Annotated in this window: 23 protein-coding genes; 9 read left to right on the forward strand and 14 right to left on the reverse strand. The window is 64.5% G+C overall.

Translation table 11 applies throughout. The features are described from left to right. Positions 1-33: 33 nt before the first annotated feature. Positions 34-999 carry a tripartite tricarboxylate transporter substrate binding protein gene (locus HV753_RS04640; RefSeq protein ID WP_175173225.1) on the reverse strand — a complete coding sequence of 322 codons (966 nt, stop codon included), beginning with the start codon at positions 997-999 and terminating at the stop codon, positions 34-36. A gap of 227 nt (positions 1000-1226) precedes the next feature. Here HV753_RS04640 and fabG point away from each other — a divergent pair, with 227 nt between their 5' ends. From fabG to HV753_RS04680, 8 genes are all read left to right on the forward strand, one after another. Next, a complete protein-coding gene (gene fabG / locus HV753_RS04645) occupies positions 1227-1979 on the forward strand; it encodes a 3-oxoacyl-ACP reductase FabG (protein WP_175173226.1) in 753 nt (250 codons plus the stop codon). A gap of 39 nt (positions 1980-2018) precedes the next feature. Further along, the gene (locus HV753_RS04650) at positions 2019-2516 is read left to right on the forward strand and encodes a MaoC/PaaZ C-terminal domain-containing protein (RefSeq protein ID WP_175173227.1); all 498 of its coding nucleotides are present in this window, start codon (positions 2019-2021) and stop codon (positions 2514-2516) included. Next, complete coding sequence (locus HV753_RS04655) at positions 2513-4642, forward strand: acetate--CoA ligase family protein (RefSeq protein WP_175173228.1); 2130 nt, start codon at positions 2513-2515, stop codon at positions 4640-4642. Before HV753_RS04650 ends, HV753_RS04655 begins: the two co-directional genes overlap by 4 nt. Before the next feature lie 42 nt (positions 4643-4684). Beyond that, positions 4685-5839 (forward strand): acyl-CoA dehydrogenase family protein, encoded by a 1155-nt coding sequence (locus HV753_RS04660; RefSeq protein ID WP_175173229.1) that lies wholly within the window; start codon positions 4685-4687, stop codon positions 5837-5839. Positions 5840-5888: 49 nt separating this feature from the next. Continuing rightward, positions 5889-6626 (forward strand): IclR family transcriptional regulator, encoded by a 738-nt coding sequence (locus tag HV753_RS04665; protein ID WP_175173230.1) that lies wholly within the window; start codon positions 5889-5891, stop codon positions 6624-6626. Positions 6627-6653: 27 nt separating this feature from the next. Continuing rightward, complete coding sequence (locus HV753_RS04670; protein ID WP_175173231.1) at positions 6654-7784, forward strand: CaiB/BaiF CoA transferase family protein; 1131 nt, start codon at positions 6654-6656, stop codon at positions 7782-7784. A gap of 61 nt (positions 7785-7845) precedes the next feature. Further along, the gene (locus HV753_RS04675) at positions 7846-8670 is read left to right on the forward strand and encodes an enoyl-CoA hydratase/isomerase family protein (RefSeq protein WP_175173232.1); all 825 of its coding nucleotides are present in this window, start codon (positions 7846-7848) and stop codon (positions 8668-8670) included. Between the two features lie 6 nt (positions 8671-8676). Further along, positions 8677-10233 (forward strand): class I adenylate-forming enzyme family protein, encoded by a 1557-nt coding sequence (locus HV753_RS04680; RefSeq protein ID WP_175173233.1) that lies wholly within the window; start codon positions 8677-8679, stop codon positions 10231-10233. 33 nt (positions 10234-10266) lie between these two features. Here HV753_RS04680 and HV753_RS04685 read toward each other — a convergent pair whose 3' ends face one another. Continuing rightward, complete coding sequence (locus HV753_RS04685) at positions 10267-11265, reverse strand: hypothetical protein (RefSeq protein ID WP_175173234.1); 999 nt, start codon at positions 11263-11265, stop codon at positions 10267-10269. 61 nt (positions 11266-11326) lie between these two features. Next, positions 11327-11617: a hypothetical protein gene (locus HV753_RS04690; RefSeq protein ID WP_175173235.1), complete on the reverse strand. Its 291-nt coding sequence runs from the start codon at positions 11615-11617 to the stop codon at positions 11327-11329. A 139-nt stretch (positions 11618-11756) separates the two neighbouring features. Between HV753_RS04690 and HV753_RS04695 the strand changes: the two genes are divergently transcribed. Then, entirely contained in the window at positions 11757-12758 is a 1002-nt protein-coding gene (locus HV753_RS04695) for an alpha/beta hydrolase (protein ID WP_246288151.1), read from the forward strand. Positions 12759-12789: 31 nt separating this feature from the next. On the opposite strand, the gene HV753_RS04700 is transcribed toward HV753_RS04695, so the two are convergent. The 11 genes from HV753_RS04700 to HV753_RS04745 form a co-directional block, all read right to left on the reverse strand. Continuing rightward, positions 12790-13173, reverse strand: coding sequence for a c-type cytochrome (locus HV753_RS04700; RefSeq protein WP_175173236.1), 384 nt, complete (start codon positions 13171-13173; stop codon positions 12790-12792). 210 nt (positions 13174-13383) lie between these two features. Continuing rightward, on the reverse strand, positions 13384-13635 hold the full coding sequence (locus HV753_RS31205; protein WP_246288152.1) for a hypothetical protein: 252 nt from the start codon (positions 13633-13635) through the stop codon (positions 13384-13386). A gap of 153 nt (positions 13636-13788) precedes the next feature. Continuing rightward, a complete protein-coding gene (locus HV753_RS04705; RefSeq protein WP_175173237.1) occupies positions 13789-14190 on the reverse strand; it encodes a DUF1801 domain-containing protein in 402 nt (133 codons plus the stop codon). A 64-nt stretch (positions 14191-14254) separates the two neighbouring features. Continuing rightward, positions 14255-15238: a LysR family transcriptional regulator gene (locus HV753_RS04710; RefSeq protein WP_246288153.1), complete on the reverse strand. Its 984-nt coding sequence runs from the start codon at positions 15236-15238 to the stop codon at positions 14255-14257. Between the two features lie 77 nt (positions 15239-15315). Further along, positions 15316-16335: a histone deacetylase family protein gene (locus HV753_RS04715; protein WP_175173238.1), complete on the reverse strand. Its 1020-nt coding sequence runs from the start codon at positions 16333-16335 to the stop codon at positions 15316-15318. Further along, a complete protein-coding gene (locus HV753_RS04720; RefSeq protein ID WP_175173239.1) occupies positions 16332-17666 on the reverse strand; it encodes an MFS transporter in 1335 nt (444 codons plus the stop codon). The genes HV753_RS04715 and HV753_RS04720 overlap by 4 nt, the downstream gene beginning before the upstream one ends. Positions 17667-17808: 142 nt before the next feature. Then, positions 17809-18240, reverse strand: a complete 432-nt coding sequence (gene ubiT, locus HV753_RS04725) for a ubiquinone anaerobic biosynthesis accessory factor UbiT (RefSeq protein WP_175173240.1) — start codon at positions 18238-18240, stop codon at positions 17809-17811. After that, positions 18237-19136, reverse strand: coding sequence for a U32 family peptidase (locus HV753_RS04730; protein WP_175173241.1), 900 nt, complete (start codon positions 19134-19136; stop codon positions 18237-18239). The genes ubiT and HV753_RS04730 overlap by 4 nt, the downstream gene beginning before the upstream one ends. Further along, positions 19127-20143 (reverse strand): ubiquinone anaerobic biosynthesis protein UbiU, encoded by a 1017-nt coding sequence (gene ubiU, locus HV753_RS04735; protein ID WP_175173242.1) that lies wholly within the window; start codon positions 20141-20143, stop codon positions 19127-19129. Before ubiU ends, HV753_RS04730 begins: the two co-directional genes overlap by 10 nt. Before the next feature lie 83 nt (positions 20144-20226). Continuing rightward, positions 20227-20889, reverse strand: coding sequence for a response regulator (locus HV753_RS04740; protein WP_175173243.1), 663 nt, complete (start codon positions 20887-20889; stop codon positions 20227-20229). Positions 20890-20901: 12 nt separating this feature from the next. Next, positions 20902-22839 carry a type IV pili methyl-accepting chemotaxis transducer N-terminal domain-containing protein gene (locus HV753_RS04745; protein ID WP_175173244.1) on the reverse strand — a complete coding sequence of 646 codons (1938 nt, stop codon included), beginning with the start codon at positions 22837-22839 and terminating at the stop codon, positions 20902-20904. Positions 22840-22865: the final 26 nt, after the last annotated feature.

A 22865-nucleotide genomic window follows, 5' to 3' on the forward strand; every position in this document is an offset into this window, starting at 1 on the left:
CTCGAATCCGATGACCGGACTCGTTGCCGCGCGTCAATCCACCTTCATGCCGGTGGCATCGACCACGCCCTGCCACTTCTTCACTTCGGTCTTCAGAAAGGCCCGAGCCTCTTCCGGGCCGCCCGTCAAGGGCCGGGCGTAGATCCGGTCCATGAACTCCTGCACGTCGGGCTGCTTGTTGATGTCGGCCACGGCGTCGGCCAGCTTCTTCAAGACCGGCGCCGGCACCTTGGCGGGCGCCGCCATGAAGTACACCGCTTCCACGTCATAGCCCTTGAGGCCGGCCTCTTCGATGGTGGGCAGGTCCGGCATCGCCTTCATGCGTTCGCGCCCGGTTACAGCCAGCGCCTTCAGCTTCTTGGACTGCACCAGCGGAATCGCGGTGGAAACGCTGCCGAACATCATGTCCACCGTGCCCGACATCAGGTCCACCTCTGCCGGGGTCACGCCCTTGTAGGGCACGTGGGTCATGTCGACCCCGGCCATGACCTTGAAGAGCTCGCCCGCCAGATGGATGGATGAGCCCATGCCGGCCGAAGCGAAGGTCAGCTTATTGCCCGGCGTCTTGGCCTTGCGGATCAGGTCGTCGACGCTCTGGATGCTGGAGCCGGGCGGCACCACCAGGATGTTGGGCGTGGAAGCCACCATGCCGATGGGCATCAGGTCGCGCTCCCAGTCGTAGGGGTTGCGCTTCATGGCGGCGTTGGCCGCCACGTAATTGGCCGCCATCGCGATCGTGTAGCCGTCTGCTGGCGCCTGGGTCAGCGCCTGGATCGCGATATTGCCGCCGGCGCCAGGGCGGTTTTCCACGATGAATGTCTGATTGAACCGTTCCCCGAGTTTTTTGGCGTACAGGCGGGCGAGCAGGTCGGTGGCGCCGCCAGGCGCGAAGCCCACGTAGAACCGCACCGGCTTGTCCGGATAAGCATCAGCCGCGCTGGCTGCTCCGACGGCAGCCACGCTCAGTACCGCGGCCAACAATCCCTTCAACATTGCCATGAGTCGATCTCCTTCCGTTTTTCTTAGAGATATGGGAATGCCGGGCCAACTTATTCCGACATGCCGAACAGTATAACGACGTGCCGATATTAATTGTCAATATTTCCGGTGGTGTGTATATTTCTTCGGAACCTCGGAATAAATTCAAACCTGTCTGACGCACCCCGGGATATCGGATTTCGGGTCCAAGGCGCCGGGCACCCATCAGCTACAGAAGGGGAATGGAGATGGACCTGCAACTCACCGGTAAAGTCGCTGTCATCACGGGCTCGGGCCGCGGCATCGGCTACGCCTCGGCGCTGGCCCTGGCGCAGGAAGGCGCCCGGATCGTGATTACCGACATCAACCCGGAATCGGTGGAACAGGCGGTCGGCAGCCTGAAACAGGCCGGCCATGACGCCATCGGCGCCGTGCTCGACGTCTGCGATCCCGATCAGGTCCAGACCATGGCCGAACTGGCGGCGCACGCATTCGGCGGCATCGACATCCTGGTCAACAACGCCGGCTTCACGCGCGACAAGTACCTGCTGAAGATGCCGGTGGAAGACTGGGACTCGGTGGTGGACACCATCCTGAAGGGCGCCTACTACTGCACCAAGGCCGCCCTGCCCTCGATGATGGAAAGGAAGTGGGGCCGCGTCATCAACATCGCCTCGCGCGCTCACTGGGGCAACCCCGGCCAGACCAACTATTCAGCCGCCAAGGCTGGCTTGATCGGCTTCACCCGCGCGCTGGCGCTGGAACAGGGCAAGTTCAACATCACCGCCAACGCCATCGCCCCGGGCCTGATCGAAACGCCGCTGGTGCGCGGCCTGTCCACCTACGAGACCTTGCGCGCCAACGCGCTCGCGCGCCAGCCGGTGCCGCGCCTGGGCGCGGTTGAGGACATCGCCAACGCCGTGACCTTCCTGGCCTCCGAGCGGTCTTCGTTCATCACGGGCGAACTGCTGCATGTGACCGGCGGCCGCTACGCTTCGTAAAACGCCCTCTTCGCGCCCCACTCCGGAATCCGATCAGCCATGCAAAGCGCAAGCCCAGCCAGCAAATTCCCGCTGTCCCCCCCGCCCCCGATGCCGCCGCTTGCGGTCGGCCACAGTTTCGAGTCCGCCGGCCGCACCATCACCGAAAGCGACATCGTCAACTTCGCCTGCCTGTCCGGCGACTTCAACCGCCTGCACGTCGATCACGAGTACGCCAGCGCCACGCCCTTCGGCCAGCGCATTGCCCATGGCCTGCTGGTGCTGTCCGTCCTGTCCGGACTGACCACCCAGTCCAGCGGCTACCGCCAGCTGGAACCCTATGTGCTGGCGCTGATCGACATCAATTGCCGCTTTCCCAAGCCCACCTTCATCGGCGACACCATCGTCGTGCGGGTGACGGTGACGGAAAAGACCGGGCAGTACCGACCCGGCAAGGACAAGGTGGTGTTCCGGCGCGAAGCCGTCAACCAGCGCGGAGAGGTCGTGGTCCAGGCCGACTTCGCGATGGTGCTGCGGTCCATGGAGGGCACGGCATGAAACCGTTCGCAGACCTGAGCCGCTTCATCAATCCGCGCAACGTGGCCGTGGTCGGCGCCTCCGCCCGCGAATCCAGTCAGGGGCGCCGCCTGTACGACAACCTGGTGCTGCATTCGTCAGTGCCGGGCGAGGTCTACGCGGTCAATCCGGCCTACCAGGAGATCGGCGGCCGGCCCTGCTGGCCTTCGATCAGCGCCCTGCCCGACGCCGAGATCGACGTGGCCCTGATCATGATCAATGCCTCGCTGGTGCTGGATGCGTTGCGCCAATGCGTGGCGCGCGGCATTCCCTTCGCGGTGGTCATGACATCAGGGTTTTCAGAGGCGGGCGAGGAAGGCCAGCGCCTGGAACGCGAGATCGCCGAGCTGTGCCAGGCCACCGGCCTGCATGTGTACGGTCCCAACTGTCCCGGCTTCGTCAATGTCCGCGACCGCCTGGGCATGACTTTTTCGCCCGCTTTCAAGGACGATCTGAACACGGGTTCCATCGGCCTGGCGACCCAGGGCGGCGGGCTGGGACGCAACCTGCTACAGGGCCTGTCTTTCGGCCAGGGCGTCGGGCTGTGGTTTTCCGCGGGCAACGAGGTGGACCTGGAGATTCCGGACTTCATCGCCCACATGGCCAATGACCCGAAGATCAGCGTGATCGCCCTGCTGATGGAAGGCGTCAAGCACGGCAGGCGCCTGACCGCGGCGCTGGAACTGGCGCGCGCGCGCAACAAGCCGGTGGTGGTGCTGAAGGTCGGCCGCTCGGAAGCCGGCGTGCGCGCAGCCCAGTCGCACACGGCGTCGGTGGCCGGCACGGCCGCCGTCAACAGCGCCGTGTTCCGCCAATTCGGCGCGATCGAAGTGGACGACCTGGACCAGTTGTTGGCGGTCTCGCGTCTGTTGACCCGCATCACGCCCAAGAGCGGCAACGGCCTGTGTATCTATACCTTCTCGGGCGGCACCGCCGCGCTGGCGGCCGACATCGCCGGCGCCGCCAGCCTGCCGATGGCGGTGTTCGCGCCGGAAACCAAGGCCGCCTTGCGCAAGCTGCTGCCGGACTTCGCCGCCATGGACAATCCGGTCGATACCACGGCCGACATCCTGCGCAACCCCGAGGCCTCGGCCGCATGCCTGCGCGCGATATGCGCCGACCCCGCGGTGGGCACGGTGCTGTTCCCTGTTCCCATGGATTACGGATCCATCACCGACGGCATAGCGCAAGCCATCGCCACGGTGGCGGCAGAAACCGACACCCTGATCGTGCCGGTCTGGATGAGCCGGCGCCTGGGCGGCGGCTTCCAGTTGCTGGAAACGGCCGGCCTGCTGCCCTTCCTGTCGCTATCGGACGCGATCGCCGCGCTGTCCAAGGCCATCCCCTGGAAGCGGCCGGCGCCGCAATCCGCCCCGGCCTCGCATCAGAGCGCAGGCGCGGCCAGCGGCGTCCGCATGCTCAGCGAAGCCGCGGCCAAGTCCTTGCTGCGCGAAGCTGGCCTGCCGATTCCTGAAGGGCGGGTAGTCGCCAGCGCCGAGCAGGCGGCGCAAGAGGCCGAGCGCCTGGGATTGCCCGTGGTGATGAAGGTGGTCAGCGCTCAGATCGCGCACAAGACCGAGGCCGGCGGGGTCAAGCTGGGCATCGCCAGCGCCGGCGCGGCGCGCGAGGCCTACGCGGCCATCCATGAATCCGTCGCGCGCCACAGCCCAGGCGCCGTCATCGACGGCATCCTGGTGGAGCGCATGCTGCCGCCGGGCGGCCGCGAAGTGCTGGTCGGCGTACACCGCGACGCAGCCTTCGGCTTGGTGCTGACCTTCGGCCTGGGCGGCATCTTCGTCGAGACCATCCGCGACGTGGCCCACCGCATGGTTCCGCTGTCCCGCGACGATGCCCGCGCCCTGCTGCGTGAAATCCGCCATGCCGACGTGCTGGACGGGGTGCGCGGCCAGGCGCCGGCCGACCTCGCAGCCCTGGAAGACCTGATCCTGCGGGTCTCGGACTTCGCCTGGAGCCACCGCGACGCCTTGCAGGAGATGGAGCTCAACCCGGTCTGGGTCGGCGCCGAAGGACAAGGCGCGGTGCCGCTGGACGCGCTGATCGGCTTGCGCCTTGGGGCCGATACCGGCCTTGGACTGCCTAAGCCATGAGCGCCGCCCCCTCTCTCCCGACCCTACCCGTCTAGGACTCGCATGGACTTCTCACTGGACTCCACCCAAATCGAATTGCGCGACTCGCTGCGCCGTTACCTGACGGCCGAAGTCGCGCCCATCGTCAACCGCTACGAAGCCGAAGCCCGCATCGTGCCGCAGGACATGGTCCGCGCGATGCGCGATTTCGGCCTGCTGGGCGGCATGCTTCAAGAAAAGGACGGCGGCTACGGCTTGCCCATGACGACCTACGGCGTGCTGATAGCCGAGCTGGCGCGCGTCTGGCCTTCGTTGCGCAGCATCGTCAGCACCAGCAATCTCGCGGCCTCGGTGCTGAGCGACGGCGGCTCGCCCTATCTCAAGGAAAAGTACCTGCCGCGCGTCCTGTCGGGCGACGCGATCGCCAGCTTCGCGCTCAGCGAACCGAACATCGGCTCCGACGCCGCCAACGTCGAAACCCGCGCCATCGAAACCGCGAGCGGCTGGCGGGTCAACGGCCGCAAGCTCTACATCAGCCTGGGCACGGTGTGCGAGCTAGGCGTGGTGTTCGTGCAGACCCAGCGGCAAAGCGGCGAGCGCGGCGTGTCCTGCCTGCTGTTCGAGCGCGCGATGCCGGGCTTCTCGTCCAGCCCCATCGACAAGATGGGCATGCTCAGCTGCCCGCTGGGCGAGCTGCTGTTCGAGGATGTCGAAATCCCTGCGGCCAACCTGGTCGGCACCGAAGGCAAGGGCTTCGCGCTGGCCAAGAAATACCTCAACATCGGCCGCTGCGTGGTGGCGTTCTCCGCGCAGGGCATCGCCGAGGCCGCCTATGAGGCGGCAGTAAAATACGCTGGCGACCGGGTCCAGTTCGGCCGACCCATAGGCGGCTTCCAGATGGTGCAGCATATGATCGCCGACATGATGACGCTGGTCGAAACCTCGCGCCTGCTGTGCTGGCGCGCGGCCGACGCGCTGGACCGTAGTGCCGCAGACAGCCAGATGCTATGTTCGATGGCCAAGCGCCACGCCACCGACGCCGTGCTGCGCGTGGCGGAACTGTCCATGCAGGTGCATGGCGGCGCGGGCTATACCACGCTGTTCCCCGTCGAGCGCCATTACCGCGATGCCCGCCACCTGAGCATCGCCGAAGGCACCAACCAGATCCAGGCCCTACTCATGGCGCAAAGCGTATTGGGCATTTCCGCGTTGAAATGACCGATTACCCAAACGCCAGGGCCGGCTCCCCACTGAACTCCAACATCCTATGCCGCAAATCCTCCCTACCGCACAGCGCGTGCTGCAAGTCTTCGAAGTCTATGCGCGGGAACGCCGTCCCCTGACAAATTCGGAAATGGCGCGCTTTCTCGAGCTGGCCGACAGCAACTGCTCCGATCTGCTGTATACGCTGCGCCAGGCTGGTTACCTGCTGCGCACGCCGAAGTCGCGCTACTTCCACCCGACCGGCAGGCTGCTTGACGTGGCCCAGGGGATCTCGGCTGCCGACCCGCTACAGTCCTTTGCGTCCGAAGCGCTGGAGATCCTGACGCGCCAGTCCGGCGAATCATCGATGTGCGGGCTGCTCGACGGCAACAAGGTGAAGATCTACGCCAGCCAGGAGAGCCCGCGCGCCTTGCGCTACGTGGTGCAACCCGGCACCACCTTCGACCTTCAGGTCGCGGCGTTGGGCAAGGCGCTGCTGGGCGAGATGGACCCCGCGGAGCGCAATGCGCTGATCGACACCCTGCCCTTCGAGCACGTCACGGCCAGCAGCATCACCGACCCCGGCACCCTGCGCGCGCAGATCGAATCGCAGCAGGCCAAGCACTATTTCAACAGCCGCGACGAAGGCAATGAAGGCGTATCGGCCGTCGGCATCGCAGGGCGCGTGGGCGGCCAACTGACAGCGCTGTCCATCGTCGGCCCGACCCATCGGATGGACGCCAACATGCAGAAGTACGTTCAGATCATCCTGGACGCCCGCGCCGAATTCTTCGATTCCTGAACACGCAATCATGGAGTGACGATAGACATGGCTGGTCCCCTGAACGGATTGACGGTGGTGGAAATGGCCGGCATAGGGCCCGGCCCCTTCTGCGCCATGATGCTGGCGGACATGGGCGCGGACGTGATCCGCATCGACCGGCTGACGCCGGGATTCCTGGGCGGCGGCGGCACCCTCATCGACCGGGGCCGCCGCACGATCGCGCTGGACATCAAGAAACCCGGCGCGACCGACATCGTGCTGCGGCTGGTGGACAAGGCGGACGCCTTGCTGGAAGGATTCCGACCCGGCGTCATGGAAAGGCTGGGCCTGGGGCCTGACGAGTGCCTGGCGCGCAACCCACGGCTGGTTTATGGCCGCATGACCGGCTGGGGCCAGGACGGCCCGCTGGCGCAAGCGGCGGGGCATGACCTGAACTACATCGCCATCACCGGCGCGCTGCACGCCATGGGGCATGCCGAGCTGCCACCCGCGCCGCCGCTGCATCTGGTCGGCGACATGGGCGGCGGCGCCATGATGCTGGCCTTCGGCGTCCTCTGCGGCCTGCTCGAAGCCGGCCGCACGGGAAAAGGCCAGGTGGTGGACGCAGCCATCTGCGACGGCGCGTCCCTGCTGGCCAGCGCCTACCACGGCAAGCTGCACGACGGCAGCTGGGTCAACCAGCGCCAGTCCAACATGCTGGACGGCGGCGCGCACTTCTACGGCTGCTATGCCTGCGCGGATGGCAAATATGTCTCCATCGGCGCGATCGAACCGCAGTTCTACCGCCTGCTGCTGGAGCGCTGCGGCATCGACGACCCGGACTTCCAGCCGCAATGGGAGCGCGCGCAATGGCCGCAACTGCGGGCCAAGCTCTCGGGCATCATCGCTGGCAAGACCCGCGACCAATGGTGCGCGCTGCTCGAAGGCTCGGACGCCTGCTTCGCGCCGGTGCTCGATTTCAACGAGGCGCCGCAGCATCCCCACCATCTGGCGCGCGGCAGCTTCATCGAGACCGGCGGCGTGGTGCACCCAGCCCCTGCGCCGCGCCTTTCGCGCACGCCAGGACAGGCCCGCCCGGTGCCCGCGCCGGGCGAACACACGGAAGAACTGCTGGCGGAACTGGGCCTGGCGCCATCCCACATCCAGGCCCTGCGCGAGCGCGGCGCCATCGCCTGACAGGCTGCGGCAACTTGCGGCCAGGCCCGCACGCGCGGCCTGGCCATCATGAAAGGCAGACATGGAGACCGATCCGATGCAAGTCATCTCTAGCGAATTCAAGACCCTGCTCTATACCGTGGAAGGCGGCGTCGCCACCATCACCCTGAACCGTCCTGCGCAGCGAAATGCGCTGGACCTGACCATGCGTGAAGAGCTGGCGCACCTGGTGGGCGAGATCCGCCGCGACCGCGGCGTGCGCGTCGTGATCCTGGCGGGTGCCGGTGGCGCCTTCTGTTCCGGCGGCGATATCTCCACCATGGACTCCGGCGGGTCCGCCGAGGAAGCGCGCGAACGCATGGCCAGCCTGCTCCTCACGATAGAAGGCCTGATCACGCTGGACCGACCGGTGATCGCGGCGGTCGACGGCCCGGCCTATGGCGCCGGGCTGGGCCTGGCCCTGACCGCCGATCTGATCCTGGCCTCGCCGCGTGCGCGCTTCTGCCTGTCCTTCCTGCGGCTGGGGGCCATCCCCGACTGCGCCACCCTGTACACCCTGCCGCGCATGGTCGGCCTACAGCGCGCCAAGGAACTTGCCTTCTCCACGCGCGAATTCCAGGCCGAGGAGGCCAAGGAGATGGGCATCGTGTTCGAGATCCAACCGCAGGAACTGATAGGCCAGCGCGCACGGCAGATCGCGCTGTCGATGGCCGAACTGCCCATGGCGGCGCTGGCGATCACCAAGCGCGGCTTGAACGCCTCGCTCAACAGCGACCTGAACACCATGCTGGACCTGGAGGCCGCGGGCCAGGGCGTGGCGCGCTCTTCCGAGTACCACCGCGAAGCCGCCGGCCGCTTTCTCGACAAGGTGGCGCAGCGCTTCCAATGGCCGGCGGCGAACGCCTGATAGGCCATGGCCCATCTGATCGACTGCTTCGAGCGCGGCCTGAGCCTATCCGCAAGTGCGCCCTGCTTCGCCGAACCCGACGGCCGGGTCCTGGACTACGGCACGGTGGCCGCCCTGTCGCACCGCATCGCCAACGGACTGCACGCGGCAGGCGTGGGTCCGGGCGACAAGGTCGGGCTGCTCAGCCCCAACCATCTCCTGACTTTCGTGGCGGTGCTGGGCATCGTCCGCTCCCGCGGCATCTGGCTACCCGTCAATGCGCGCAACAGCATCGAGGAAAACCTCTACGTGCTGGCGCGCGGCCATTGCGCCTTCCTGTTCCTGCACAGCAGCTTCGCCGGCGACCTGGACAAGATCCGAGCCGCCCTGCCGGACCTGAAGGGCCTCATCATCATCGACGGCCCGCTGCCGCAGGCACCCGGACTGGAGCAATGGGCTGCCGCCCAGAGCGCCGCGCCGGTCGAACCCGAGGCGTGCGCCGACGAAGTGGTGGCGATTCGCGGCACCGGCGGCACGACCGGCACGCCCAAGGGCGTGCTCGTCACGCATCGCATGTACACCGCCCTGCTTGCCAACTGGTTCGCCGCAATGCCCGTGCGCGAAACGCCGGTACACCTGGTCGTCGCGCCATTGACCCATGCGGCCGGCATGGTGGCCTTCGCCACGCTGGCCCATGGCGGCGTCAACATCGTATTGCCGTCACCGCGGCCGGAAGCGATTCTTGAAGCCCTGGAACGGCACCGCGTGACCCAGCTGTTCTGTCCGCCCACGGTGATCTACCGCCTGCTGGCACACCCCGACGCGCGCCGCTGGCGCTACGACGCGCTGCGCTACTTCGTCTATTCGGCCGCGCCGATGTCGGCAGCCAAACTGCAACTGGCATTGGACGTATTCGGGCCGGTCATGGTGCAGTGCTACGGCCAGGCGGAAGCCCCCTTCACCTGCACCACCATGACCGCCGAGGACCACGTCGCCGCTCTGCGGCCCGGCGCAACGCACCGGCTGGCCAGTTGCGGGCGCGCGGCCCCCTTCGCGCGGGTCGAGATCATGGACCCGCAAGGCCGGCTGCTCGGTCCCGACCAACGCGGCGAAATCGTCGTCCAGGGCGACCTGGTGATGCCCGGCTACTACAACAATCCCGAGGGCTCGGCCCAGGCCCTGCGCGACGGCTGGCTACATACCGGAGACATCGGATACCGCGACGCGGACGGCTATTTCTACATCGTCGACCGCATGAAGGACCTGATCATCTCGGGCGGCTTCAACATATCGCCTGGCGAAATCGAACAGGTATTGTGGGCGCACCCGCTGGTCAACGATTGCGCCGTGATCGGCGTGCCGGACGAAGACTGGGGCGAGGCGGTCAAGGCCATCATCGAACTCAAGCCCGGCGTCCAATGGAACGCGGAAGCAGCCATCGCATATTGCCGCTCGCGGCTGGATGGCATGAAAACGCCCAAGTCGGTGGAGTTCCGCGATGAACTCCCACGCAGCCAGGTGGGCAAGGTCCTGAAACAGCAACTACGCGAACCCTACTGGGCGGGCCGGGAACGGCGCGTATAGGCCCTCACGCTCTGCGAACAAGGCGCGCGGCGCTCAGTGAGTGAATGCGAGCTTTCTCGATGGGGTGTAGAGCGCCAGCTTTCCAACCACGCAGCCCAACACCAGAAGCGCGGCATACACCAGCAGCGTCATTGCGACCATCACGTTGGAGTCAACTATGCTCGTCGGTTGGCCCCAGCGCAGCGCCAGAACGGCCAAAAAGCCCATGCCGATTCCCAGCACCTGCGCCAGCCAGAAGGCCAGCGTGCCATGGGCCAGCGCACGCCCTTGGCGCGCGGCGCCGACCGGGCGCGGCAGAATTTTCAGGCAGACGTACGTGCACAGCACCAGGATGAGGGCGGGCAGGACCAGGTAGCCCAGCACGTGTTCCAGCCAGCCCATCTTGGGCGACTGCATTTGCAGGTAGCTGCCCACGCCGACACATACGCTCAATTGCCAGCCCAGCACCATCAGTCCCGAGCTCCAGGCTGCATGGCGCTGTTCATAAACCGGGCCACCGGCAGGCCCCGCAGGGCGCACCGTCCACGTGGCAATGCGCAAGGCGAGATACGCGCCAAGAATTTCCAGGACGATGGTCAGCGCACTGATGAACAGCGCCACGGCAATGAATTGGCCCGTCTGGCCCGCCTGGCCAGCCGGGCCGGCGTGCTCCAGGACGTACCGCACCAGCATTCTGTGCAGGTGAATCGTGCCGACCGACAAAGTCAAGGAGAAACTCAACAGCAGAACAATGAACGTGCCGAAGAGCTTGCGGGGTTCGTCCACGGCCTGCGTGTTGTTCTGACGTAGCCAGCGGTGCATGGCGCCCCACACCGTCAAGCCGACGAAGACGGTCCACGTTGCAATGGTGGTCAACAACGGCATCAGGAATTTCGGCTGGCTATAGACCTCGCGTAGTCGCGCAGATTGGGGGAACGCGAACAGCTGGTAACTTTGCGCCAGCGCCGCGTAAACCACACACAGGATCACGGCCGTCAATGCCAGACGCCAGGCAAGCGAGGACGAGGACGAGGAACGAGCGTGGTTGGTCATCTGCGTTGTGCCAAGCGTATCGAGATATACGGTTACCGGCGATCGCCCCTCGCGAGGGAGTTCAGGCGGTCAGGAAGCGCATGACTTCGGCCCAATCGTTGGTCGACAGGGCGACGTCTTCGAAGTCGCCTGCTTCCTCATCGTAGCGCGAGACACAGAAGCGCTGGCTCCTGCCTGATTCGCGGTCGGCATAATTGGCGTAGTCGATATACACCTTCAAGCTGCGCTCCTCGTTCTCGAACGATGGCGCTGCATCGATGCGCATCGAAGCGTCAAAGTAACCTTCGGGCAGGGTTGGCAGGGTTGTTATGTCGTAGTCGGGAAATTCGCGACGCAGTCGGTCAAGGTTCATAAGGGAAGCATATGGGGGCTGGAGGCCTGACATTTTACGTTGTTCAGTGGCAACCGCCCTAATGTCCCCCCGAAGCAGCGTTGCTACACTCCATTCGCAACGCTTCACTGCGAGACGCCCGGCATGACAAAGACATCAGATGACGGCGATGAATCTGGCTTCCTGGAGCCTGGCGTCGAGCAGACCCGTCACCTCCGGCGAAAACCTTCATCATATGCAACCACGTTTCCTACATGCCTTGCTGATTGCCTTCGTCGCCAGCGTCGGCTTCGCTGGCGATTCGGCGCACGCCCAGGCTAAATCGACTCCAAAGGTGCAGCCTGGCGAGGGGCGCCCCTACGAGATTGCCGACAGCGAGGTATGGGACGTGCCCGATCCGGTTTCGGGCCGCGGCTACCAAGTGTTCATTGCTTTGCCGCCGTCCTATGCGAAGCAGCCACAGCGGCGCTACCCCGTGCTTTATGTGACCGATGCCGACTACGCCTTCCCGATCATCCGGCAATTAGGGCGTCGCCTGAACGTTGAAGGGCCCAAGATCGAGGAGTTCATCCTTGTCGGTCTCTCTTATGGAAAGGGAGAGGACGGTGGGGTCAGCCGCCAGCGCGACTACACCCCGACCGCGAACGGCCCAAGCACCGCGCCAGCAAACGCGATCCATGGCCAGGCGCGCGCCTACCAAGAATATCTGCGCGATCAGGTATTGCCATTCATCGCCGCGCGCTACCGGGCAGAGCCGGCCAAGACCATCTTTCTTGGCCACTCCTACGGCGCCCTGCTTGGCGCGCAGATCCTTTTCACCGAACCGGGCTTGTTCAACGGCTATATCCTCGGCAGCCCGTCTCTCTGGTACGACAAACGACATGCTTTGAAGCTCGAAGCCCGCTACGCCCAGCAGAATAAGGACTTGACGGCGAATGTCTATCTTTATGTCGGCGCCTACGAGGCGCTGCGCAAAGGTGATCGCCGCTACAACCAGACGGTGGACATGGTGGCCGACAACCAGGCGCTGGAGACGGCGTTGCTGAGCAGAAAGTATCCGGGCTTGAAGTTGAAGTCAGCGGTCCTGAACGACGAGGACCATCTGACTGTGGCGCCGCGTGGCTTCACGCAAGGCTTGAAATATCTGCTGCCGGTGCGCTGATACGTCACCGACGGGCGTACAAGCGGCCAAGTCACCGGCTTTTTGAGATCACGCCACTCATGTATTTGTTCAAATCGCGAAAATCCTGAACCGTCCATGCGTGCGGCGCCATCTTTACGCCATTCTCTTTCAGCGTTCTTGGAATCAAGTCGCCATTCGGACGAAGAATTACCGATGAAACAATGACACCGGGATAATCGTTCAGCCGCTTTTTAAAGGCCGTGGTGGTCAGATCAGGAGTTGGAGGATTGCTTTTCCTGGCCAATGGCCCGGTCCCTTTGAGATCGGCTCCATGGCACACGGCACATCGCTGAGTAAAGAGGTTCTTCCCATTGACGCTTTGCGCGAACGACGGCAATGTTTGAATCAGCGCCAAAACGCCTAGCGAAGCGACGCACAGTGCTCTTACTTTCATTTGGTCTTTTTGTATGAATCAGATCATGATCGGGAGCGCGGCCGGCGGGCCGAGGATCATTGCTGGCCGACGCGCGGGGCGCATTATCGCAGACGGCATGGCCCAACTGGCTTGCGGCATCCCCGAAAAAAGTCGGCATTGCGCCGGCCTTTTTTCCTGGTCAGGGCTTGCTTGGCGGGAGTTTCCGCGGGTTTGTCTCCCGTAGGAGGATCAGTTGCTGTTGATCCATTCCTGTGTGTCTCGGATGAACCAGGGAAGATTCAACCTTTCCCCCTCACCGGACTGAATGGTCAAATTCTGATCCGAAGAACCCGGAGCGCCGTTTGTCCCCTGCTTCGTGGACGATGGCCGGCTCCGATAATCCATATCGGTTTGCCGGGGCGGACTTTCCGCGCAGGCAGTAATCGACGCGCATGCGATCGCAACAAGGATTGGTCGCAGTGCTGAACAAAGGGTCTTCATGATGCGTGGGTTCCCGCTGGCGGCACAGGCCGAAGTGCCGGGCAATCAAGGCCTCTACCCTGTACCTTACTCGCAATACCAGGCCACCGTCTGCCCTTCACGCCCTTCGGGTCCGCGCGTCCTCGATCGCCGCCTCGGCCGCGCCATCCTCAATCAAGCCTTGTTTTTCGCCGCCGCCGCGCGTATCAATGCCTGGAATGCCTGCTCGTCGATGTGGTCGCCCTGATGGATATCGATCGCCCGGCGGGTATTGCCGTCCAGACTGGCATTGAACAAACCGGCGGGGTCTTCCAGCGCTGCGCCTTTGGCGAAGGTCAGTTTCACGGCGCTTTTGTAAGTTTCTCCGGTACAGAGGATGCCGCCCTGTTCCCATACCGGCACGCCGCGCCATTTCCAGGTTTCCACCACCCCGGGGACGGCCTTTCTTATCAATGCGCGGACCCGCGCCAGCGTCTCGCCTCGCCAGTCGCCCAGCTCGCGGATTCGGGCGTCGATCTTGTCAGACGCCGATCTGGCGTCTTCGGCTGTCGCGGCACTGCTGGTTTTGGTCGCCATGGCGCTTGTCCTCGCAGGTCTCGTGGATAACGGTCAAGTCAGCAAAAATTCCACATCCGCCTCATCAGCCTGCGCGCGACGCCAACGGCGTACGGCTCAGAAAGCGGTCAAAGGCGGTCAGGTATGCCACTTCCACCGCCGTCAGCTTGCGTTGTTTGTGCCAGGTCAGGAACACGTCGATTTCGGCCACGGATTCGGCGGGCGGCAAGCGCCGCAGCTCACCGTTCACGACGTCCTGGCGGATCAGATGTTCAGGCAGGAAGCTCAAGCCGATGCCGGCCACCACCATGCGCCGCACTTCTTCGATGTTCGGCGACGTGCCCACAATGCGGCCGGTAAACCCCTGTTGGTCTCGGAAGATGGTCAACGGCGATAGCGTGTCGCCGATCTGGTCGCTGGCGAAGCAGACGAAGTTCTGGTCCATCAGGTCTTCAATGCTGACCCGCTGCTTTGAAAACAGGGGATGGTGACGGCCGCACACCACCGCATAGTGGTGGCGCAGGAACAGGCGGCGCTCCAACGCCTCGACCGGCTTGCGGCACAGGCAGATGCCCAGCGCCGGCACCCGCTTGGACAGCGCATCCAGGATGGCGGCGCTGGGTAGCACGTCCATGTGGAATTCGATCTTGGGATAGCGGCGGTGGAACTGCGCCAGGAAGTCATCGTAGGCAGGGCTCTGCACCTTGCTCATCACCAGCAGGCGCAGGGTGCCGGCGATTTCCGCCTTGTCCTGGGTCGCGGCATTTTCGATGCGCGCCATCGTGCCGTACATGTCGCGGGCGATGGCGTAGATCTCGTCGCCCAGGCCCGTCAGCCGGAATTCGCCGTTGCGCCGGTGCAGCAGCATGCCGCCCACCGCCTCTTCCAGCCGCTTGAGCGCCTGGCTGACCGCCGGCTGGCTCAGGTGCAGGGCTTGTGCCGCCCGCCCCACCCCACGCTCCTGCACCACGAACATGAAGGTACGAAGCAGGTTCCAGTCCATGCGTTCAGGCGCAAGCGGCAGCGACGTGGGCTGCGAAGTCGGTTGTCGAGCAGGCGGCTGAGGCATGGCGTGGCGGACGCGGTGAACGGAGTGGAAAGCAGAATGGGCTCCGAACCCCGCTGGCCGCGCCGATGCCGTGCAACTCAGACGCCGGTCAGCCCCGCGAAAAACCGCGATGCGTTGGATTCCAACCCTTCGATATAGTAGCCGCCTTCCTGCACGATCAGGGTGGGAAGCCGCAGGCCGCCCACCTCGCGGCCCAGCTTTTCAAAGCCGTCTTCCGTGACGCTGACCATGGCTTGCGGATCTTTTTCAAAGATGTCGAAGCCCAGTGACAGGACCAGCGCGTCCGGCTGGAATAGTTCGATCGCGCGGCGTGCCTGCACCAGCCGGTCAAAGAACACCGATTCCGGCGATCCGTGCGGCATTGGTAGATTGATGTTGTAGCCGTAACCTTCGCCCGCGCCGCGTTCCTCCTCGAAACCTGCCACCACGGGGTAGAAGTTCTCGGGGTCGCCATGGATGGAGACATACAGCACATCGCTGCGTTCGTAGAAGATCTCCTGGATACCCTGGCCGTGATGCATATCGGTATCCAGGATCGCCACGCGCGGAAACGCCGATGTCAGGCGCTGGGCGGCAATGGCGGCGTTGTTCAGGTAGCAGAACCCGCCCGCCGCATCGCGCCGCGCATGGTGGCCAGGCGGACGGCAGATCGCGTAGGCGTGGCGGTCGCCCGCCAGCAAGGCCTCGGCCCCGGCCACGGCACACTGGGCGGACCAATAGGCGGACTGCCAGGTTTGCGGACCCACGGGGCAGCTGCCGTCGGCCAGGTACCGGCCGGCCTTGGCCAGCACGCCGCGCAGGGCATTCGGTTCACGCACGAACACATTCGAGACCACTTCGCCGCCCCAATCTCCCGGCAGCTTCATCCAGTCCTCATGCGCGCTTTGCAGGAAGCGCAGGTAGTCCAGGGAATGCACGGCCGATATGGCCCCCGCGCCGTGGTCAGCTGGCGCCTGCACGTCAAATCCCAGCTTGCGCGCGGCCTGCACCAGGCCATCCAGCCGAGCGGGCACTTCCTGGGGCGTGCGCATCTTGCCGCGTGAAAAGTAGGTCTGCGGGTGGTGAAGCTTCTGGTCGTCGTGGAAAAAGGCCTTCATGCTTGCTGATCCTTCAGTTGAAATTGCTCGCTGTGCTGGCCGGCATTGCCCAGCAGCAGGACGGAAACCAGGGAAAGCAACGATATCGCCGAAAACAGCAACGCCAGCGGCCACCATTGGCCCTTGAAGTTCTCTGCCAGCACCGTTCCCAGCAAGGGCGTCAACCCGCCGAAAATGGCGCCCGACAACTGATAGGCCATGGAAATGCCGGTGTAGCGGATGGCGGTCGGGAAGCTGTCACTGACGTAGCCCGCGATCACCGCGTAATAGGCGCCCATGAAGAGTACCGCCACGCCGACGCCCAGGGTAATACTGGTAAGCGAGCCCTGGTCCACCAGATTGAACATGGCGTAGGGAGTGAACATCGACACAAACGCCATGGCGCCCAGGAAGCGCAGGTTGCCGACGCGGCTGGCGATGTAGGCGGCCAGGGGGGTGATCAGGAACTGCATGATCGACACCACCAGCAGGCAATCCAGGATCACCGCGCGGTTCAGGCCCACGTACTGCGTGGTGTAGGCGATCATGAACGTGTTGGTGAAATAGAAGCCGGCAATACCCAGCACATTGGCGCCCACCGCCAGCGCCAGCAGGCGGGGCGCGCCGCGCAGCACCTGCGCAAGCGGGGTCTGGACGGGCTTGGCCGAGGGCGCGCGCTTGGCCTGCGCCTGCTTTTCAGCCAGGAAGTCCGGAGATTCATTGACGCTTAGCCGGATCACGAAGCCCACGATCAGCAGCACCGCCGAAAACAGGAACGGCACGCGCCAGCCCCAACTCAGGAAAGCCTCGTCATCCAGGCCAGTGACCAGCTTGAACATCAGCATCGACAGGATCAGCCCGGCGGGGCTGCCCAGTTGGGCGAAGGACGCGAAGAAAGTGCGCTTGCTCTTGTCCGGCGAATGTTCGCCCGCCATCAGCACCGCCCCGCCCCATTCGCCGCCCACGGCAATCCCTTGCACGATGCGCAGCACGATCAACAGCACGGGCGCCCAGAAGCCGATGGAGGCATAGGTGGGCAACAGACCGATCAGCACCGTTACCGTGCCCATCATCACCAGCGTGATCACCAAGGATTTCTTGCGGCCGATCTTGTCGCCGATATGGCCGAAGATCGCTCCCCCCAAGGGGCGGGCGAAGAAGCCCACCGCAAAGGTGCCCAGGGCGGCCAGGGTTCCGTAGAAGCCGGTGGCCGACGGGAAGAAGAGCTTGCCAAATACCAGCGCGGCGGCGGTGGCGTAGATATAAAAGTCGTACCACTCGATCATGGTGCCGACGAAAGCGGCGGTGGACGCGCGCACCGGTTGGTGCCCCGTCGCAGTTTCTCCCCTCATGTTTATCTCTCTTTAGGTAGGTTGAGGTCTATCAGCCAGCTGTTATAGCCTCGGCCCCACCATAAGAAAAATTCTTATTTCTTATCCGCCAAATTACTTTCGCTAATGAGTAAAAACCCTTAATTCACGCCCAAAGACGCGATCATGCGGCTGTGCCGCTGATCCCTTGCAGCCATGCCGGCCGGGGCGCGGCGTCCAGCCAGTTCTTGACGATCAGGCCCAGTTCCGTATCGCCCGAGATCCGCAAGCGGCGCTGGAAAAACAAGGTATCCGCATCGGTTTCGGCGCGCATCAGGCTGAGCAGGTCGGCCAGTTTCGCGCCCAGTTCCAACTCACAGGAAGCACGGTTCCAAATGGGCCGGAACGCCCCCTCCCGCACCGCGAAACTGCTGCGCAGGCCCAGGTCTTCGATGGTGATGGCGAAGCTGCGGCCATCCAGTTCCGCAGGCGGCGTCAACCACTTGACGCGGCGTGCCAGTTCCAGCCCGGCCACGCAATGCAGCGACACCAGCGGCGACGGCAAACGGCGGCCAATCTTGGCCAACAGTGCGGGGATGTGAAGCGCAGCGCTCATGCCGCAGCCTCCAGCAATTCGATGCCCGAACGGCCATGGTAGTAGCCGTTGCAGCGACCGATGCCTGCGGGCGGCAAGACGGCCTTGGGCTTGTCGCCCCGGCGCGTGGCATCCAAGGCGGCGACCGCCTCCAGCGTACCCGTGGATTGCGGACTGACGCGCAAAACCTCGACGCCCATGCGGACGAGTTCGGGCGCCTGCGCCAGCAAGTCCAGGCACGCGGCAGACTGCACCTGAATGCCATTGATGCCCAGGAATTCACGCGACTCGCGGGTGCGCATGTCCAGCCCGTCCGGATGTTCGATGCAGCGGAATCCGCAATCGTCCTTCTTCAACCGGAAATGGCGGGCGGTAAAGCAGCGCGCCGAGAATGCCAGCGCCATGCGGCCCCACACCATCACTTCCGCTGCCATGTCCACCGGACGTTCTTCCAGCAAGCGCGCCAGCGTGCTCCCGTCCATTTCCAGCGGCGCCACAAAACGCACCGCGCCCAGGCTGGCGAGCCATTGCAGCGTGCCGCCGTGATAGGCGTTCACATGGGGGCCCGCCACGAAAGCGCGGCCTGCCAAGTGCCGCATTGCGCCAAGTTCTCCGGCCTCGATCATGAAATCGTCCTGATCGCACAACTTCTTCAATGCGTGGGCCTCGGCGCCCGTTTCGATCAAGGTGCGGCCCGACAGGACAACGGTTTTTCCCGCCGCGCGCAGGTCGCGGGCCAAATCCATCCAGTCGTCCGCCCGCAGCTCGTGGCGGCGGCTACAGACCGTTTCGCCAACGTAGAGGATATCGGCCGGACTATCGGCCAGATCAGCGTAGAAATCCAAGGTGCGCTGGCGCGGCCAGTAGTACAGCAAGGGTCCGACGGAGATCTGGAAGGTGTTCGGTGTTATTTCCATGGACGTTCAAATGCCCCTTGGGTGACTTGAGAGCCTTCCGCATGGCGCGCCAGCAACGCATTCCATTCGGGGCGCGGTGAAAAGCGCGTCGCATCCGCATGCACGCTGTCGAGCGCCGCGCGCAAGGTCGACACCACTTGCGTGACGTAGGCGGGACTGCGCTGGCGGCCTTCTATCTTGATGGCGGACACGCCCATTTCCGCCAAGCGCGGCAACAGGCCGATGGCGTTCAGGCTGGTGGGTTCCTCCAGCGCGTGGTCGGCCTGTCCGTCGACTTCAAAGCGGCCTTTGCACAAAGTGGGATAAGCCGCGGGTTCGCCAGGTTCATAGCGGTCGATCAAGATGCCGGACAGGCGAGCATCCATGCGGCCGTTTTCTTCCACCCAGCGCACGGCGTGCGCGGGCGAACAGACGCCCTTGTTGTTGGGCGAATCCCCGGTCGCATACGACGACAGCAGGCATCGCCCTTCCGCCATGACGCACAAGCTGCCAAAGCCGAACACTTCGACTTCCACGCTGACGTTGGCGCAGATGCGCGCCACTTCGGCCAGCGTCAACACGCGCGGCAGCACCACCCGGCGGATGCCGAACTGCGCTTTCATCAATTCGATGGCGTCCGCATGCGTGGCGGACCCTTGCACGGACAGGTGCAGACGCAGGTCGGGATAGCGATCGCTGGCGTAGGCCAGCAGGCCCGGGTCAGCCATGATCACCGCATCAGCGCCCAGCTGGTAGGCGGCATCCACGGCGTCGCGCCATTCCTGCGTTCTGCCCGCCTGCACAAACGTATTGATGGCGAACAGCACTTGGCGCTGCTTGCCATGCGCCAGTTCGACGCCTGCGCGGATGTCGCTTTCAGTGAAATTCAACCCGGCGAAATTACGGGCGTTGGTCGCGTTCTTGAGCCCGAGATAGACGGTGTCGGCGCCCGCCTCGATGGCGGCTTTCAAGGCAGCCAGACTGCCGGCCGGGGCCACGAGCTCTATGGGAGAGGTTCGAGTTTGCATGCAGGCCAGTCTAGGGGCCCGCCGCCAACGCGGCCTTGTCGAAGATCAAACCTGATGGCGGCCGCGCGCGTGATGGCGCAGCGTTATTCCTCGGCGTGCAGCCCGTGCTCCACGGCGTACACCGCGACCTGCACGCGGCTGGTCAGGTTCAGCTTCTTCAGCACGTTCTGCACGTGGATCTTGACGGTGCTTTCGCTGACGTCGAGTTCACGCGCAATGACCTTGTTGCTGGCGCCGCGCGCCAGGCACTGGACGATCTGCGTCTCACGCGCGGTCAGCCGATGGCGCTCTGCATTGCCGGGCGCCTGCGCGGCCAGCGTGGCCTGTCCGCGAAATTGGTCCACCAACTTGGCGGTCATGCTTTCAGCGATGACCGATTCGCCTGCCGCGGCGCGGCGAATGGCAGTGGTCAGCACCTCGGCGTCGATGTTCTTCACCAGATAGCCCCGCGCGCCGTCGCGCAGCGCCTGGCCCAGCTCGTCGGCCTCTTCCGAGACCGTCAGGATGATGACGGCACAGGACGGCAGGTCCTGGGTCAACAGTTGCAGCGTTTCCAGGCCCGACAGGCCAGGCAGGTTCAAGTCCAGCAACACGACGTCAGGCTTGAGCTCCTTGGCGCGCTTGATGCCTTCCACGCCGTCACCCGCCTCGGCGACCACTTCAAAATCGGGTTGGCGTTGCAGCAGCAGGCGCACGCCGGAACGGAACAGCGTGTGGTCATCGACAAGCAGGATACGGATAGGCATGGTCAGAACGTGTCAGGCTGCCTGGCGTTCGCTGCCAGGCAAGGTCAGTCCGACGCGCGTACCGGCGCCAGGCTGGGATTCAAGTTTTATCACGGCGTGCATCCGCGCGGCACGCTCCCGCATGATGTGCAGACCCACATGGGATTCGCCACGTTCGGCGACTTCAGCGGGGTCGTAGCCCTGGCCGTCATCATGGATCAGCAGCGTGAAGTCGCGGCCATTGCTCACCGACACCTGAACGTGGCTGGCCTCGGAATGCTTGCGTACATTGGACAGCGCTTCTTGCAGAATGAACAGCACTTGCAGTTGTTGTTCGGGCGGCAGCGGGCCGCCTTCATCCTGGTCGAAGCGCAGTTCAGTCTGCATGCCCGTCTGCCGCCGGAAACGGTCCACCGTGCTCTCAATGGCGGCTTGCAAGTCGCCCTGCCCCAGTTTGCTGCGGAAATTGGTCAGCAATTCACGCACGTCCTGGTAGCTTTCATCCACGCCCGTTCGCAGTAACGGCAGGATTTCGCTGATTTCGTCCTGATCGCCGCGCTTGACCGCCGCGTCCAGCATCTGCAATTGCAGGTTCAGGAAATTCAGGCCTTGCGCCAGGCTGTCGTGCAGCCCTTGGGCGACCAGCCCGCGTTCCTGCACCACTGCCAGCTGTCGCGCCTGCGCGCTCAGGCGCCGGTTGTCCAACGCAACGCCCAGATGCTGGCCCAGCGTTTCCAGCAACTGGGAATCGGAAGGCGCCATGCGGCGCTGCTGGCGGAAATGCAACGAATACGAGCCCAAGACTTCGTCGCGGGTCACGATGCGGAACACCGCCACGCTGGCAAAGCCTTCGCGCTGGCAGTTCAGATCCAGTTCGGGCGGGGACTGGCGGAAGTCCTGAATGACGATCACGCCCGCCTGCCGCGTGGCCACGCCGCAATAGCAGTCATCCACCTTCATGCAGTGCTCGGATTCCACCAAGTCGTCCGACAGGCCCACCGACACCACCAGATTCAGCTTTTCGTTGGTGGGGTCCAGTGCGCGGATGCTGCCGCCTTCGGCGTCGAATTGCAGCATGACGCGACGCAAGAAGCCGTCGCACATGGCCTCGATTTCGTTCGGCTGGTTCAGGAACGCAGCCATGTCGTACAGCGCGCCGATATCGCGGTTCTGCGCGGCCAACTGCGCCGTCTTGTGCTCCACCCGCTGTTCCAGGCTGGTGTACAGGTCCTGGAGTTCGTCGGCCATGCGGTTGTAGCCGCGGGCCAGCACGCCGAATTCGTCCTGGCTGTCCACCGGCAGCCGCGTGCTGAATTCGCGGTCGGCCATGCGTTGCAAGCCGTCGCGCAAGCGCAGCACGGGCGCAATGATCCATAGATACAGCAGATAGATCATCGCCAACGTGCCGGCGCTGGCAATCGCGGCCAGAATGCCTTGGGACAGGCGCAGCAACGTGGTCTTGCCGGCATTGTCCTGTTCGATCATCCGCACCAGCGTGTCCGCGCGCGACACGAATTCCGGCAGCGTTTCCAGATAAGGTGCCGCGTCTGGCTGCGCAAGAGAGCGCAACGCCGCGGGTTTCATGACGTCTTGCCAATAACCGGCCACGTCGTGCCATTGGGCGCGGATGGCGGCGTCGTTGGGAATGAACAAGGGACGAGCGGGGTTGCCCCGCGCCAACCGCGAAATGGTTTCGTCCAGCACCGCGATCTGTTCATTGGTGCGCACCGCGCGGCCCGCTTGCGGGCGCATCAATTCAACCGCCACGCGGTTGGCCCGCATGCGCAGGCTGCCCGTGTCGTTGATGGCGGCGCCCGCGCCCTCCAACTGCCAGGACAACCACAGCGTCCAACTGATCATGGTCAGCACCACGACCAGCGCCGCCAGCGAACTGGCGATGATGCGCGTGGACAGGCGATGCCGGGGAGACGGCAGGCCGTCGGGCGTGGCGGTGGAAGAGGAAGACGTCATGACGGTCGGTGCGGGCGGCGCGGTAC

Origin of the sequence: Achromobacter pestifer (assembly GCF_902859625.1) — a bacterium.
GTDB lineage: Bacteria > Pseudomonadota > Gammaproteobacteria > Burkholderiales > Burkholderiaceae_B > Achromobacter > Achromobacter pestifer.

Coding starts and splice junctions, on each gene's coding strand:
- ubiT (WP_175173240.1), bottom strand. CDS start 18,240: ATGAGCGCTGCGCTTCACATCCCCGCACTGTTGGCCAAGATTGGCCGC.
- HV753_RS04675 (WP_175173232.1), top strand. CDS start 7,846: ATGGAGACCGATCCGATGCAAGTCATCTCTAGCGAATTCAAGACCCTG.
- HV753_RS04685 (WP_175173234.1), bottom strand. CDS start 11,265: ATGACCAACCACGCTCGTTCCTCGTCCTCGTCCTCGCTTGCCTGGCGT.
- HV753_RS04670 (WP_175173231.1), top strand. CDS start 6,654: ATGGCTGGTCCCCTGAACGGATTGACGGTGGTGGAAATGGCCGGCATA.
- HV753_RS04650 (WP_175173227.1), top strand. CDS start 2,019: ATGCAAAGCGCAAGCCCAGCCAGCAAATTCCCGCTGTCCCCCCCGCCC.
- HV753_RS04690 (WP_175173235.1), bottom strand. CDS start 11,617: ATGAACCTTGACCGACTGCGTCGCGAATTTCCCGACTACGACATAACA.
- HV753_RS04700 (WP_175173236.1), bottom strand. CDS start 13,173: ATGAAAGTAAGAGCACTGTGCGTCGCTTCGCTAGGCGTTTTGGCGCTG.
- ubiU (WP_175173242.1), bottom strand. CDS start 20,143: ATGCAAACTCGAACCTCTCCCATAGAGCTCGTGGCCCCGGCCGGCAGT.
- HV753_RS04660 (WP_175173229.1), top strand. CDS start 4,685: ATGGACTTCTCACTGGACTCCACCCAAATCGAATTGCGCGACTCGCTG.
- HV753_RS04695 (WP_246288151.1), top strand. CDS start 11,757: ATGACGGCGATGAATCTGGCTTCCTGGAGCCTGGCGTCGAGCAGACCC.
- HV753_RS04705 (WP_175173237.1), bottom strand. CDS start 14,190: ATGGCGACCAAAACCAGCAGTGCCGCGACAGCCGAAGACGCCAGATCG.
- HV753_RS31205 (WP_246288152.1), bottom strand. CDS start 13,635: ATGAAGACCCTTTGTTCAGCACTGCGACCAATCCTTGTTGCGATCGCA.
- HV753_RS04720 (WP_175173239.1), bottom strand. CDS start 17,666: ATGAGGGGAGAAACTGCGACGGGGCACCAACCGGTGCGCGCGTCCACC.
- HV753_RS04640 (WP_175173225.1), bottom strand. CDS start 999: ATGGCAATGTTGAAGGGATTGTTGGCCGCGGTACTGAGCGTGGCTGCC.
- fabG (WP_175173226.1), top strand. CDS start 1,227: ATGGACCTGCAACTCACCGGTAAAGTCGCTGTCATCACGGGCTCGGGC.
- HV753_RS04665 (WP_175173230.1), top strand. CDS start 5,889: ATGCCGCAAATCCTCCCTACCGCACAGCGCGTGCTGCAAGTCTTCGAA.
- HV753_RS04745 (WP_175173244.1), bottom strand. CDS start 22,839: ATGACGTCTTCCTCTTCCACCGCCACGCCCGACGGCCTGCCGTCTCCC.
- HV753_RS04680 (WP_175173233.1), top strand. CDS start 8,677: ATGGCCCATCTGATCGACTGCTTCGAGCGCGGCCTGAGCCTATCCGCA.
- HV753_RS04710 (WP_246288153.1), bottom strand. CDS start 15,238: ATGCCTCAGCCGCCTGCTCGACAACCGACTTCGCAGCCCACGTCGCTG.
- HV753_RS04740 (WP_175173243.1), bottom strand. CDS start 20,889: ATGCCTATCCGTATCCTGCTTGTCGATGACCACACGCTGTTCCGTTCC.
- HV753_RS04655 (WP_175173228.1), top strand. CDS start 2,513: ATGAAACCGTTCGCAGACCTGAGCCGCTTCATCAATCCGCGCAACGTG.
- HV753_RS04715 (WP_175173238.1), bottom strand. CDS start 16,335: ATGAAGGCCTTTTTCCACGACGACCAGAAGCTTCACCACCCGCAGACC.
- HV753_RS04730 (WP_175173241.1), bottom strand. CDS start 19,136: ATGGAAATAACACCGAACACCTTCCAGATCTCCGTCGGACCCTTGCTG.